Origin of the sequence: Streptomyces sp. NPDC057654, assembly GCF_042800135.1 — a bacterium.
Taxonomy (GTDB): Bacteria; Actinomycetota; Actinomycetes; order Streptomycetales; family Streptomycetaceae; genus Streptomyces.
In genome coordinates, this window is sequence record NZ_JBHVHQ010000159.1 from 1 (window position 1) to 12,829 (window position 12,829).

The window sequence follows — 12,829 nt, forward strand, 5'->3', positions numbered from 1 at the left end:
CTCGCCCCGGGGCTTCGACTCAGAACAGCTGTCAGCGCGCCGGGACACTCTCCGGCGTCGTCGTTATGCTGATCGCAGCGCGCTTCATGTCGGGCAGGTTAGCAGGCCGCGGTGGCGGGCGCACCGGTTTTTCTTTCGCGGTGGACTTCCATGTGGACTTCCACGTGGAGTTCCGTGTGGACTTTCGTGCGAGCGCCGCCCCGTAGCGTGGCGGGAACGGCCACGAATGGGCCGTATATTAACCGCGGACTGCGTGTGACTGCGTTATTGACCGACTGGTCATGCGTAGACGGATTTCCTGTCGCGCGCTGGGGTGGGGGCATCGAGGCCGTACGGGCGTTGAGCGAGCGTGAGCGCGAGGCGCTGCGATCTGCGGTTCGCCCGGCCGCGTCGACAGGCGGTTACGAACCTTACGAACTGTCACCGATCGGCTCGGCTCTTCCCGCCCGTTCGGCGAGCCGCCCCCGTAACGCCGTGCTCAGATCGCCGTGCCGGCCGAGGCAGCGCAGGCTCTGCCGGTACGCCCACAGCGCCTTGTCCCCCTCCCCGGTCAGCTCCAGGATCTCGGCGAGGTCGTGCCACGCGTCGGCGGCCTGCCGGTCGGTCTGGGACGCCTCCAGCAGCAGGGCGGCCCGCTCGCAGCTCTCCTCGGCCGCCGCTTCCTCGCCGGTGTGCAACTGCGCCCCGGCCAGGACCAGCAGCGTGCGCGCCGTCTCCAGCCGGTGGCCGGTTCCCAGCAGCTCCAGCGCGCGCCGGGCGTGCTCCTGGGCCCCGTGAGGGTCCGACTCCAGCAGGTACGCGCGGGCCAGCGCGGTCTCGCAGTACGCCACGTCCACGGTGCTGCCCTCCTCGGCGAGGGCCTCGGCGCTGCGCATCAGCTGCGACTTGGCCAGCGCGGTGTCCGCCGTCTCCGACCGCAGCAGGACGGCGGCGTAGGCGTTGCGCAGCCGGGCGAGCGCCCGCGCGTCGTCGCCTTCGGCGTAGATGGCCAGGGCTCGTTCGAGGAGCGGAAGGGCGTCGGCGGAGGCCCCGTCGCGGTGGGCGACGACGCCCGCGTTCCAGTACGCGGCGCCCAGCGCCTTGCGGTCGCTCATCCCCTCCGCCTCCTCGATCGCCGCGCGGGCCAGGGACGCGGCCCGGTGCAGATCGCCCCGCTCGCAGTACAGGCCGACCAGGGTGGACAGCAGCTCGACCCCCAGCACGGTCGGGGTGAGCTGGAGCCGCCGCGCCTCGTCCAGCACCTGGTTGGCCAGCTCGACGGCGTGCGCCAGGTCGCCGATCTCGCGGTAGCAGCGGCACAGCGCCACGGCGACCGCGAGCCGGGGGACAGACGACCGGCCGGCCTCGGGGCAGTCGAGCAGGCTCTGGTAGCGGTCGGCGGCCTCTTCCAGGCGCCCGCTGTTCTCCAGAGCCCGCGCCGCACCGAACTCCGCGGAGGCCCGTACGTCCCCGTAGCCGGCCGTGGCCGCTCGCTCGCGCACCGTCGTGTACGTCTCCAGCGCTGCCGCCGGTTCGCCGTTGCGCAGGCTGATCTCGGCATACCGCAGCTCGGCCTGGAGCACCTCCGGCCGCTCTTCCGGCCCCAGGCACTCCAGCAGGTGCTCGGGGGCGCAGCCGAGCCGCTCGGTGAGCTGCCGCAGGACGTCGGGGGAGGGGGTGCGCTTTCCGGCCTCCAGTAGCGAGACATAACTGGGGGAGAGGTCGTCGCCGGCCAGCTCCGACTGGGACATACCGGCTGTTCTTCGCAGGCGGCGAATTCGTGCGCCCAGTGACTGCCCCTGCGGCTGCCTTTCCGCCACGACACTCCCCCCTTAATGTGACTGCATCTGTGACTGCATCTGTAATCAATGAGTCAATATACTGCGTCAGCCATTGGCTGAGGGGGTGTCTGCGTAACGGCCGCCCGGCGGCGGCGCGGTTTTACGGAACGCGCGCCGTCCACTCCTCCGTACCGAACTTGGTGCGCGCCAGCTCCTGAGCCCGCGTCAGCTCGGCGTCGCCGATCTTCCCCTGCGCGAGCCCGTACCGGCTGCGGAAGGAGTCGATCATCTTCTCGATGACGGTCTCGCGGGGCAGCCCCGTCTGCCGGCGCAGCGGATCGACGCGCTTCTTGGCGCTCTTGGTGCCCTTGTCGGAGAGCTTCTCCTTGCCGATGCGCAGCACTTCGAGCATTTTGTCGGCGTCGATGTCGTAGGACATCGTCACGTGGTGCAGGACCGCGCCGGGGCCGCCGTTCGGACCGACCATCCGCTTCTGGGCGGCGCCGGCGACCTTGCCCGCTTCGGTCGCGATGTCGTTGAGGGGCTGGTACCACGCCTTGATGCCCATGTCGCCCAGGGCGGCGAGCACCCAGTCGTCGAGATAGGCGTAGCTGTCGGCGAAGGAGAGGCCGGAGACGAGCGCGTCCGGGACGGAGAGGGAGTACGTGATGGTGCTCGGGGGCTCCACGAACATCGCCCCGCCGCCGGAGATCCGCCGCACCACGTCGATGCCGTGCCGGGCGGCCCCGTCGAGGTCGACCTCGTTGCGCAGCGACTGGAAGCTGCCGATGATCACGGACGGCGAGGCCCACTCCCAGACCCGCAGCGTCGGCGGCCGCCGCCCGGCCGCCACCTCCTCCGTGATCACCTGGTCCAGCGCCATGTGCAGCGCGGGCGACTGCGGCGCCTCGTGGATCAGCTGCCAGTCGTAGTCGCTCCACTCGGTGGCGTGCGCGAGGGCCCGGCGCACGGCGATGGCCACGCCCTCCGCCGTCAGGCCGAACATCACGGTCGACTCGGGCAGCGCCGCGGTGATCCGGGCGGCGAGCCCCGCCGTCTCCATGGACGCCGGCGCGCCCTCCAGCGCGGAGTCGATGGCGGCGAGCGCCTCGTCGGGTTCGAGGAAGAAGTCCCCCGCCACCCGCACCTGGCGCAGCGCGCCGTCCTCGACCTCCAGATCCACGACGACGAGCTTCCCACCGGGGACCTTGTACTCACCGTGCACCGCGTATTCCTCCGCCTCTTCCGGGACCGGCGCTCGAACATCCGCCGATTCGCCGCCCACGTTACTGGGGTTTCCGGTTCGCGGTGATGCCGCGGAAAGGAGGCGGTACACCTGGTATGTCCGGTACCGGCGATTCCGGCCGCGAACGGCGATGCCCGGCTCCGAACAGCCGGACCCGGCCTCGACCGGTGGGGCGCAGCCGCGTGCGGCGGGGGTCGGCCCCGGCCCCGTACGGCACGGGAAGTATCCGTACGAGGCCGGGCCCACGTCTCCCGCGAGGCGCGGGCCCGGCCGGTGGCTCGCGCGGTCCGTGCGGCCGACCGCGAGGTCAGCCGGTGCGTTCCACGGGAATCCACAGTTCCGCGTCGGCCCGCGAGGCGTCATCGGAAAGGCGGATACGCAGGATCTCCGGGCCCGGACGGCTCCGGTACGGGTTGGAGGGGAACCACTGCGTGAAGACGTCCCGCCATATCGTCTGGAGGGTCAAGGGGAACTCGCCGGAGTTCTCGAAGACCGCCCACGTCCCCGCTGCCACGGTCAGAGCCGAGAAGCCCTCCGGGGCCTCGGCGCCGGTGACGACACCGTGGTAGTAGTCGAGTTCGGTGCCCTCCGCCCGGCTTTCGGCGATGTCGTCGCTCACCGCGACGATTCCGCGCGGTTCCTGGTCGCACAGTTCCTCCAGCCGCCGCAGCGTCTCGGGGGCGATACCCCGGATGAATTCGGCGATCGCCGGGTTCATTCCCGCGTGCACCAGGGGGACGCGGGCCTTCGCGCCCACCACCCGGAATTCTTCCTTTTCCACGATCCGGTATTCCATGCTGCTGCTCCCTTCGACGACGAGGCGGAAGGACATCCGGGGCTGGGAACTCAGCGTCGCGCCCGTGCGGCGCGCCTCGCCCGGCCCGATGCCGTGCATGGCACGGAACGCCCGCGCGAACGCCTCGCCCGAGCCGTATCCGTAGCGCACCGCGATATCGAGCAGGGTGCGCCGGCCGGCGAGCACATCCGCGCCCGCGACGGTGAGCCGACGGCGACGGATGTATTCCGACAGCGGCATACCGGCCAGCGCGGAGAACATGCGGCGGAAGTGGTACTCCGACGTGACGGCGATCCGCGCGAGATCGGCCGTGTCGATCCGCTGGTCGAGACGGCTCTCGATGTGCTCCATGGCCTGGTTCAGCCGGTCCAGCATTTCCCTGGTCCTTCTTTCTCGGCCTGTTTCGGCTTTCTGATTCGTCACTCACGCTAGAGAGCGTCTACGATGCCGGACCCGACATTCCGTGCCCGGTTCTGTCTGCTCGTCCGCTACGGGCTCGGGCGCGGCAGACCGGTGACCGGGCACGGTGACCGATGGCGGCCCCCTGGTTGGCACGGCCGGATTTCGTCGTACACTCTGCGCACCCCACGAATCACCCCCCCCACGCCCCCACGCACTCCCCCCACGCCCCCCCCACACCGCTCTCCCGGTCGGCCGGGCGTCGGTTCGCGACCGGGCGGCGGAGCCATGCGCGGACGTTCCGCGCAGCAGAGCGTCAGGGGGGACCTGATCGTGAGCAACATATTCACCGCCTTCACCGCGCGCAGACCGGGGCGGGTGTGGGTGTCGGCGGCGGCCGTGCTGGCCTTCGGGCTCGGCATCGCCGGCTGCGACGACTCGGCGGGCGGCGGTACGGGCAAGAGCGCGTCGCCCGAGGCCACGGCGTCCGCGTCGGTCTCGCCCAGCGAGTCCCCGACGCCCACCCCGACTCCGACCCCGACGCCCACTCCCACGCCGACGCCTTCGGCGACGACCGAGGAGCCCACGCCCGACCCCGAGCCGCCGACGAGCGCTCCCAAGCCGAAGCCGCCGGTCCGGCACGAGGGCGGGGGCGGCAGTTCCACGTCCGGCGGTTCGTCGTCCGGCCATTCGTCTTCCGGCTCGTCTTCTGAGCACTCCTCGTCCGGTGGCAGCCACTCCGGTTCCGGCGGATCGAGCGGCGGCGGTTCCAGCAGCGGCGGTTCCAGCACCGGAGGCTCGCACAGCGGCGCGACGGCCATCTGCAACGACGGCACCTACTCCTACTCCGCGCACCGCCGTGGCACCTGCTCCCACCACGGGGGAGTGGCCACCTGGTTGTAGCCGGTCGGAGAACGTACCGGCGTAGGATGCGCGGCACTTGGCCCGTACAACCAGTACGGGCCGTACCACGCGGGTAGTGCGGGTAGCGCGGGTAGTACAGCCCGTATCGCCCGTACCGCGCCCGCACCGCCCCGTCCGCGAGGACTGAAGGACAGCCCGAGGAGACCGACGATGTTCACGACCCGGCCGACCCTCCAAGGAACCTTCGGAATGGTGTCCTCCACGCACTGGCTCGCCTCGCAGTCCGCGATGGCGGTCCTGGAGGACGGCGGCAACGCCTACGACGCGGCCGTCGCCGCCGGATTCGTCCTGCATGTCGTCGAGCCGCATCTGTGCGGACCGGCGGGCGAAGTGCCGATGATCCTCGCGCCCGCCGACGCCCCCGTGCGCGTGCTGTGCGGGCAGGGACCGGCCCCCGCCGGGGCGAGCATCGAGCACTACACGGGCCTCGGCCTGGAACTCGTCCCCGGCACGGGCCCCTTGGCGGCGGCCGTCCCCGGCGCGTTCGACGCGTGGCTGCTGCTGCTGCGCGACCACGGCACCAAACCCCTCGCCGACGTGCTGAAATACGCCATCGGGTACGCCGAGGACGGCCACGCCCCCGTCGAGCGGGTCGGCGAGACCGTGGCGAACGTGCGCGAGCTGTTCGAGACGGAGTGGACGGACTCCGCCGACATCTACCTCCCCGACGGCGAGCCCCCGGCCCCCGGGCGGCTCTTCAAGAACCCGGCGCTCGCGGCGACCTGGCGGCGGCTGATAGCCGAGGCGGAGGCGGCCGGCGCGGACCGGGCCGCGCAGATCGAAGCGGCGCGGCAGGTGTGGCGTACGGGGTTCATCGCCGAGGCGCTCGTGGCCGCCGCCGCCCGGCCCACGATGGACACCTCCGGCGAGCGCCACACCGGCACACTCGCCGCCGCCGACCTCGCCGCCTACGAGGCGACGTACGAGGCCCCGGTCACGTACGACTGGAACGGCTGGACCCTCTGCAAGGCCGGACCGTGGTCGCAGGGCCCCGTCTTCCTCCAGCAGCTCGCGCTGCTGCCCGAGGACCTCGCCTACGGCACCCCCGACTACGTGCACATCCTCATCGAGGGCAGCAAGCTCGCGATGGCCGACCGCGAAGCCTGGTACGGCGACGCGGCGGACGTACCGCTCGACACCCTCCTCTCGGACGGCTACAACGCCGCCCGTCGCGCCCTGATCGGCGAGCGGGCCTCGTACGAGCTGCGCCCCGGCAGCCCCGACGGCCGCACCCCACGGCTCAGCCGGCACGCCACCGCCGTCGCGGCGGGCGACGTGGACTTCGACGCGCTCGGGCTCGCCGGTACGGGCGCGGGGGAACCGACCGTGGCCAGGGGCGGTACGGGTGCGGGGGAGCCGACCGTGGCCAAGGACGGCTCGACCCGCGGCGACACCTGCCACCTGGACATCGTCGACCGCTGGGGCAACATGGTGGCCGCGACCCCGAGCGGCGGCTGGCTCCAGTCCAACCCTGTCATCCCCGAGCTGGGCTTCCCGCTCGGCACCCGCCTCCAGATGGCCTGGCTCGACCCGGACCTGCCGAACTCCCTCACCCCCGGCCGCCGCCCCCGTACGACCCTGACCCCGGCGCTCGCGCTGCGCGACGGCGTACCGGTGCTGGCCTTCGGCACCCCCGGCGGGGACCAGCAGGACCAGTGGCAGGTGCACTTCTTCCTCGCGGTGGCGCTGCGTGAGCCGGTACGCGGCGGGCTCGACCTGCAAGGCGCGATCGACGCCCCGAACTGGCACCAGGACAGTTTCCCCGGCTCGTTCTACCCGCGCGCGATGGTGCCCGGCAGCGTGACCGTGGAGTCCCGGATCGGGGCCGAGGTCATCGACGAGCTGCGACGCAGGGGGCACGCGGTGACCGTGGGGGAGCCCTGGTCGGAGGGGCGGCTGTGCGCGGTGGCGCGCGACCCGCAGACGGGCGTGCTGTCGGCGGCGGCCAACCCACGCGGAATGCAGGGGTACGCGGTCGGGCGTTAACCCCATGTACGACTTACGTCACCTTGCCGTACATCGCCGCTGTCAGTGACGCGTGGTTCGATGGACGCATGATCGAAGATCTGCTGAAAAAGTTCGAGGTGTCCGAGGTCGAAGAGGCGATCCGCAAGGCGGCCGCGGCCGAGATCATGCCGAGGTTCCGGCAGCTCGCCGCCCACGAGATCGTCGAGAAGAACGGCCCGCACGACCTGGTGACCATCGCCGACCGGCTCGCCGAGGAGCACCTCACCGCCTCGCTCACCGAGCTGCTCCCCGGCTCCGTCGTGGTCGGCGAGGAGGCCGTGCACGCCGACCCGTCCGTGCTGGCCGCCCTGCGCGGCGACGCGCCGGTCTGGATCGTCGACCCGGTCGACGGCACCCGGCTCTTCGTCCACGGCGACCCCGGCTTCTCGACGCTGGTCACCCTCGCCCAGGGCGGCGAGCTGCTGGCCTCGTTCACCTACGGGCCCGCGCTCGACCTGATGGCGGTCGCGGTGCGCGGCCAGGGGGCCCGGCTCAACGGCGAGCCGATCCGGTCCGGATCGCCCGAGCCCGGCAAGCCCCTCGAAGTGGCCACCTCCCATCACGACTTCACCAACGACGACCAGAAGCGGGTGCTCGCCGCGCTGGCCGTGGACGGGGTCGCGCCGCGGCCCTGCGGCTCCGCGGGCCTCGAATACCTGCATGTGGCACAGGGCTCCCTCGACGGTCTCGCCTTCTCCTGGGAGAACGCGTGGGACCACGCGGCCGGGCTGCTGCTGGTCGCCGAGGCGGGCGGCACGAGCGCCACGGTCGCGGGCGAGCCCTTCCGGATCGCCGGGGGCAACGCCCTTCCGTTCGCCGCGGCGCGGGACGCCGAGACGGCTCGGCTTATCCTGGGGCTGCTGGCGTCCGCCGCCTGACGCCTTCTTCGGCGATGTGCGATGTTCATCGCCCTGTACCCAGGCGGCCTCAACGACGAGGGGAGCCCATCCGGTGCCATCCATGCTCGACGCGGTCGTGGTAGGTGCCGGGCCCAACGGACTGACCGCAGCCGTCGAACTCGCCCGGCGCGGCATGGCCGTCGAGGTGTTCGAGGCCGCGGAGACCATCGGGGGCGGAGCGCGCACCGAGGAACTCACCCTCCCCGGCTTCCGCCACGACCCCTGTTCCGCCGTGCACCCGCTCGGCGCGGGTTCGCCCGCCTTCAACGCCATGCCGCTCGCCCGCCACGGCCTGACCTGGCTGCACCCCGAACTGCCGATGGCGCACCCCTTTCCCGACGGGACCGCCGCGCTGCTCTCCCGCTCGGTCGGCGAGACCGCGATGTCGCTGGGGCCGCGCGACGCGGGCGCGTACCGCCGGCTCCTCACCCCCTTCCTCGGCAAATGGGACGCCATCGCCAGGGACTTCCTGCGCACCCAGTGGGACGGCTTCCCACAGGACCCGCTCACCTACGCGCGTTTCGGCCCGGTCGCGGCCCAGCCGGCGGCCCTGCTGGCGCGCCGGTTCCGCGACCAGAAGGCGCGCGGCCTCCTCGCCGGGCTCGCCGCGCACGGCATCGCCCCGCTCGGCGCGCTCGGGACCGGAGGCATGGCGCTGGTCTTCGCGCTCGCCGCGCACTCGGTCGGCTGGCCGGTTCCGCGCGGCGGCTCGCAGGCCATCTCCGACGCGCTCGGCTCGTACCTGAGCGAACAAGGGGGCGCGATCCACACCGGCTTCCAGGTCAAGCGCCTGGACGACCTGCCGCCCGCCCGCGCCTATGTCTTCGACACCTCGCCGACCGCCCTCGCCCGTATCGCCGGGCTCGGCAACGCCTACCGCGACTACCGCTACGGCGCGAGCGTGTTCAAGGTCGACTACGCGCTGGACGGCCCCATGCCCTGGACCGCCGAGGCGGCGCGCCGCGCGGGCACGGTGCACATCGGCCCCACGTACGGCGAGATCTCCGCGGCCCTGCGCGCCGCGGTGGACGGCCGCGACCCGTCCGTACCGTTCCTCATCACCGCCCAGCCCAGCGTCGTGGACCCGACCCGCGCCCCGCAGGGCAAGCACACGTTCTGGGCGTACGGGCATGTGCCCAACGGCTGGGAGGGCGACGCGCTCGGCGTCATCGAGCGCCAACTGGACCGCTTCGCGCCGGGCTTCCGCGACCTGGTCCTGGCCCGAGCGGTGGCCGGCCCGCCCCAACTGGCCGCCCACAACGCCAATTACGTCGGCGGCGACATCGCCACCGGCTCCGTGGCGGGCCTCCGCCTCCTCCTGCGCCCCAAACTGACCCGAGTCCCCTACGAGACGGCCCACCCCTCCGTCTTCCTCTGCTCCTCCGCCACTCCGCCGGGGCCGGGGGTGCACGGCATGTCGGGCCACCATGCGGCGCGGGCGGTGTGGCGGCGACTGCGGGAAAGGTCGAGCTGAGGGGACGTCAGCCGCCCTGATCGCCAGCTTCCGGCTCTGACATCCTCCAGGTGGCGGAAATGGTGAGACTGGCCTGCCCGTTGGCCCCGACGATCCCCAGCTTGAGGTCCTGCCCGACCTGCACCCCGAACTCCACACTCAACTCCTGCGGCGGATCCTGAGCGGCCCCCACCGCGTCGTGCACCTCCTGAAGCAGCGGCCCGAGCGGCCGCAGCACGGCCCGCAACGTCTCGGTGGCGAGCGCTGCCGCCGCCTGCGCCCCGCGCCCTACCGGTGTCATACCGCTGAGCCCGGTATCCCCGCCCCCTGGCGCAGCCCCGGCGGGCGCGAGCGCGAGGCGCACGGTGGTGTCATCGGCCAGCACGATCTCGGCGTAGTCCGTCACTTGGCCCATGATGCAGTCCGGTGCCGGGCTGGTCGGCGGGTTTGAGGGAATCCACTCCTTGCCAGGGGGGGGCTGGGGCGCGTTGCGCCGTGTGAGGGACCCGCAAACCGGTTTCCTGTTCTCTCAACTGCGGTCCCTTGACCCCCGTGTCGCGCGCCCGGAAGGATCGAGGAGGACAACGACTGACAGGGGGTCAGCGATTGAAGCTCAAGCAGCTCGTGAGCGACCGCGAAGATGGTCCATGCCCGACCGTATGGACCATCGAGGACACAAAGCACGTTCTGGTTCAGGGGTTCACAGTCGACGACGCGGAAGCGCTGGCCACCATGGGGCTTCCGGATAATGAGACGGCTGTACGCATCCCCGCGGCGCTTCTGATGAGGGCTGCCCATGAATATTACGCCTGATGACTTCGGGAGGCTTTTCGATGACTTCCAGCAGGAGGCGTTCCGGCTGGAAACGCGGGATGACTACAGTAAATCCGGGGGTGTGGCGGCCTATAAGGCATTCCTGGCGGGCGAGCCTCAGCCGGAAGAGCAAAAGTCGGCGGAGTGGGTGACGACCGTACGCGACGCCGTCCGGGCCGGAAGGCGCATGTACCGAGTGCACATCTTGAGTCGCCCGCTGAGCGACTACCTGCGGTTCGAACTCGCCTGGGGATATCAGCGGAACCAAGCCGCCGGTGAGGAGTTCTTCATCCTGGACACCACCGAGCAGGAGAACCCGCTGGAAGGTGTGCCGGACTTCTGGGCGTTCGATGAGCGCTCCATCGTTCCCATGCGATACAGCGACGATGGGGCGTTTCTAGGGGCTGAGGTGCTGAAGGGCAGCCAAGCCGCCAAGTGGATGGAATACCGTGATGTGGCCATGAGCCATGCGGTGCCGTTCCCCGCGTGGTGGGACCGGCACGCGCTGGAGTGAACGGGCTCAACGTCGGACGAGCACTGCGGGTACTGCGGGAAGCCAGTGGGAAGCAGGCGAAGGCGGTCGCCCGCAGTGCCGTCATGTCCCCGAGCAAGCACCGGGCCTGAGCTGAACTGCCCGCTCGGGTCGTCCCGCCGATAGCTGTCGCCGGTGAGGAGCCGAAACGCTCTGCGGGCGTTGCTGCCGACGGATAGCGTCTTGCCCATGGCGAAGGGGGCATGATCATGGCACAGCGCGGGGTTCCGCCTCGGGTGGTGACCGCGGAGCGTGCGGCGGCTGATGCGGGCTTTGCGCAGGGTTGCAGCCGTGAAGCGGGCCGGTTGCTCGGCATGGCTGCTGCCGCGAAACCTCATGGAGTCATCGCGGAGAGCGGTACGGGTTCGGGTGTGGGCACTGCCTGGCTGCACAGTGGGCTCGGTGCCGGGGCCCGGCTGGTCACCGTGGAGCGTGATGAGGAACTGGCCCGAGGGGCTGCCGGTGTTTTCGCGGACGACGACCGCGTCAGGGTCCTCACCGGAGACTGGCGACTGCTTGAGCAGCACGCGCCCTTTGACGTCTTCTTCTGCGACGGCGGAGGCAAGCGCGACGACCCCGGGGGCGTCATCGAACTGCTCGCTCCCGGTGGCATCCTCATCCTGGACGACTTCACCCCGTCTCCCCACTGGCCACCCCGTTTCGAGGGCGAAGTGGATCAGCTCCGCCTGGCCTATCTCACTCACCCGACCTTGCAGGCCACCGAGGTGCTCACCGCACCAGACGCCTCGGCGATCATCGCCACACGTCGCTTCTAGCCCCGGGCGGCCCCCAACCCCCATGTCGGATTTCCGCGAGCCCGCTGCCCCCGCGACCGCCATGCTGGATCCATGCACACCGACTTCGACCGCTGCGTGCGGGCCGTGCAGTCCAAGGACGCGCGATTTGACGGGTGGTTCTTCACGGCTGTTCTGACGACGGGGATCTACTGCCGGCCCAGCTGCCCGGTGGTGCCGCCGAAGGTGGAGAATATGACGTTCTATCCCAGTGCGGCGGCCGCGCAGCAGGCTGGGTTCCGGGCGTGCAAGCGGTGTCGGCCGGATGCGAGTCCGGGGTCGCCGGAGTGGAATGAGCGGGCGGACCTGGTGGCGAGGGCCATGCGGCTGATCGGGGACGGGGTGGTGGACCGGGAGGGGGTGCCGGGGCTGGCGGCGCGGCTCGGGTACTCCACGCGGCAGGTCGAGCGGCAACTGCTCGCCGAGCTCGGGGCCGGGCCGCAGGCACTCGCCCGCGCGCAGCGGGCGCAGACCGCCCGGCTGCTGGCCGAGACCACCGACCTGCCCATGGCCGACGTCGCCTTCGCCGCGGGCTTCGCCTCCATCCGCACCTTCAACGAGACCGTACGAGAAGTCTTCGCGCTCTCCCCGAGCGAACTGCGCGGCCGGGCCGCCCGCGGCCGGCAGCCCGCCCCGCCCGGCGTCCTCGCGCTGCGGCTGCCCTTCCGGGCGCCGCTGTGCCCCGACAACCTCTTCGGGCACCTCGCCGCCACCGGCATCCCCGGCGTGGAGGAGTGGCGCGGCGGCGCGTACCGGCGCACCCTCCGCCTGCCGTACGGGCACGGGACCGTCGAACTGCGCCCGCAGCCCAGCCACATCGGCTGCCGCCTCGCCCTCACCGACCAGCGCGACCTGACCGGCGCGATCAGCCGCTGCCGCCGGCTGCTGGACCTCGACGCCGACCCCGAAGCCGTCGACGACCTGCTGCGCGCCGACGAACGGCTCGCGCCCCTCGTCGACAAGGCCCCCGGACGGCGCGTGCCGCGCACCGTGGACGCGGACGAGTTCGCCGTACGGGCCGTGCTCGGGCAGCAGGTCTCCACCGCCGCCGCCCGTACGCTCGCCGGCCGGCTCGTCGCCGCGCACGGCGAGGCCGTCGAGGACCCGGCGGGCGGCCTCACCCACCTCTTCCCCTCCGCCGCCGCGCTCGCCGCGCTCGACCCCGCCGCCCTCGCCATGCCGGCCGGCCGCCGCGCCACCGTCGTC

General features: G+C 71.8%; 13 protein-coding genes. 9 read left to right on the plus strand and 4 right to left on the minus strand.

Annotated features, from left to right (window positions below):
* Positions 1-206 (plus strand): hypothetical protein (locus tag ACFU99_RS15055; RefSeq protein ID WP_384391132.1); only part of this gene is annotated, 206 nt, incomplete at its 5' end.
* 204 nt (positions 207-410) lie between these two features.
* Here the strand turns inward: ACFU99_RS15055 and ACFU99_RS15060 are convergent.
* The 3 genes from ACFU99_RS15060 to ACFU99_RS15070 all read right to left on the minus strand — a co-directional run bounded on the left by ACFU99_RS15060 (position 411) and on the right by ACFU99_RS15070 (position 4,177).
* Positions 411-1,799 carry a helix-turn-helix domain-containing protein gene (locus ACFU99_RS15060; RefSeq protein ID WP_384391135.1) on the minus strand — a complete coding sequence of 463 codons (1,389 nt, stop codon included), beginning with the start codon at positions 1,797-1,799 and terminating at the stop codon, positions 411-413.
* A gap of 121 nt (positions 1,800-1,920) precedes the next feature.
* Positions 1,921-2,985: a biotin/lipoate A/B protein ligase family protein gene (locus ACFU99_RS15065; protein ID WP_384391138.1), complete on the minus strand. Its 1,065-nt coding sequence runs from the start codon at positions 2,983-2,985 to the stop codon at positions 1,921-1,923.
* A 328-nt stretch (positions 2,986-3,313) separates the two neighbouring features.
* The gene (locus ACFU99_RS15070) at positions 3,314-4,177 is read right to left on the minus strand and encodes a GyrI-like domain-containing protein (protein ID WP_384391141.1); all 864 of its coding nucleotides are present in this window, start codon (positions 4,175-4,177) and stop codon (positions 3,314-3,316) included.
* Positions 4,178-4,534: 357 nt separating this feature from the next.
* Between ACFU99_RS15070 and ACFU99_RS15075 the strand changes: the two genes are divergently transcribed.
* From ACFU99_RS15075 to ACFU99_RS15090, 4 genes are all read left to right on the plus strand, one after another.
* Complete coding sequence (locus ACFU99_RS15075) at positions 4,535-5,104, plus strand: DUF3761 domain-containing protein (protein ID WP_384391144.1); 570 nt, start codon at positions 4,535-4,537, stop codon at positions 5,102-5,104.
* A 171-nt stretch (positions 5,105-5,275) separates the two neighbouring features.
* Complete coding sequence (locus tag ACFU99_RS15080; protein ID WP_384391147.1) at positions 5,276-7,111, plus strand: gamma-glutamyltransferase family protein; 1,836 nt, start codon at positions 5,276-5,278, stop codon at positions 7,109-7,111.
* Between the two features lie 68 nt (positions 7,112-7,179).
* Positions 7,180-8,010, plus strand: coding sequence for an inositol monophosphatase family protein (locus ACFU99_RS15085; RefSeq protein WP_384391150.1), 831 nt, complete (start codon positions 7,180-7,182; stop codon positions 8,008-8,010).
* An 82-nt stretch (positions 8,011-8,092) separates the two neighbouring features.
* On the plus strand, positions 8,093-9,505 hold the full coding sequence (locus ACFU99_RS15090; protein ID WP_384391153.1) for a phytoene desaturase family protein: 1,413 nt from the start codon (positions 8,093-8,095) through the stop codon (positions 9,503-9,505).
* A gap of 7 nt (positions 9,506-9,512) precedes the next feature.
* Here ACFU99_RS15090 and ACFU99_RS15095 read toward each other — a convergent pair whose 3' ends face one another.
* Positions 9,513-9,899: a CU044_2847 family protein gene (locus tag ACFU99_RS15095; protein WP_384391156.1), complete on the minus strand. Its 387-nt coding sequence runs from the start codon at positions 9,897-9,899 to the stop codon at positions 9,513-9,515.
* Positions 9,900-10,090: 191 nt separating this feature from the next.
* Between ACFU99_RS15095 and ACFU99_RS15100 the strand changes: the two genes are divergently transcribed.
* The 4 genes from ACFU99_RS15100 to ACFU99_RS15115 all read left to right on the plus strand — a co-directional run.
* Complete coding sequence (locus ACFU99_RS15100; RefSeq protein ID WP_384391159.1) at positions 10,091-10,297, plus strand: hypothetical protein; 207 nt, start codon at positions 10,091-10,093, stop codon at positions 10,295-10,297.
* Positions 10,281-10,811 (plus strand): DUF6879 family protein, encoded by a 531-nt coding sequence (locus tag ACFU99_RS15105; protein WP_384391162.1) that lies wholly within the window; start codon positions 10,281-10,283, stop codon positions 10,809-10,811. The genes ACFU99_RS15100 and ACFU99_RS15105 overlap by 17 nt, the downstream gene beginning before the upstream one ends.
* 221 nt (positions 10,812-11,032) lie before the next feature.
* Entirely contained in the window at positions 11,033-11,605 is a 573-nt protein-coding gene (locus ACFU99_RS15110) for an O-methyltransferase (protein ID WP_384391165.1), read from the plus strand.
* Positions 11,606-11,677: 72 nt separating this feature from the next.
* A partial coding sequence (locus tag ACFU99_RS15115; RefSeq protein WP_384391168.1) for a bifunctional transcriptional activator/DNA repair enzyme AdaA occupies positions 11,678-12,829 on the plus strand: 1,152 nt, incomplete at its 3' end.

Bases quoted from the DNA above. Each gene is read 5' to 3' on its own strand.
- ACFU99_RS15070 (WP_384391141.1), bottom strand. From the start codon at position 4,177: ATGCTGGACCGGCTGAACCAGGCCATGGAGCACATCGAGAGCCGTCTC.
- ACFU99_RS15080 (WP_384391147.1), top strand. From the start codon at position 5,276: ATGTTCACGACCCGGCCGACCCTCCAAGGAACCTTCGGAATGGTGTCC.
- ACFU99_RS15085 (WP_384391150.1), top strand. From the start codon at position 7,180: ATGATCGAAGATCTGCTGAAAAAGTTCGAGGTGTCCGAGGTCGAAGAG.
- ACFU99_RS15090 (WP_384391153.1), top strand. From the start codon at position 8,093: ATGCTCGACGCGGTCGTGGTAGGTGCCGGGCCCAACGGACTGACCGCA.
- ACFU99_RS15095 (WP_384391156.1), bottom strand. From the start codon at position 9,899: ATGGGCCAAGTGACGGACTACGCCGAGATCGTGCTGGCCGATGACACC.
- ACFU99_RS15105 (WP_384391162.1), top strand. From the start codon at position 10,281: ATGAATATTACGCCTGATGACTTCGGGAGGCTTTTCGATGACTTCCAG.
- ACFU99_RS15110 (WP_384391165.1), top strand. From the start codon at position 11,033: ATGATCATGGCACAGCGCGGGGTTCCGCCTCGGGTGGTGACCGCGGAG.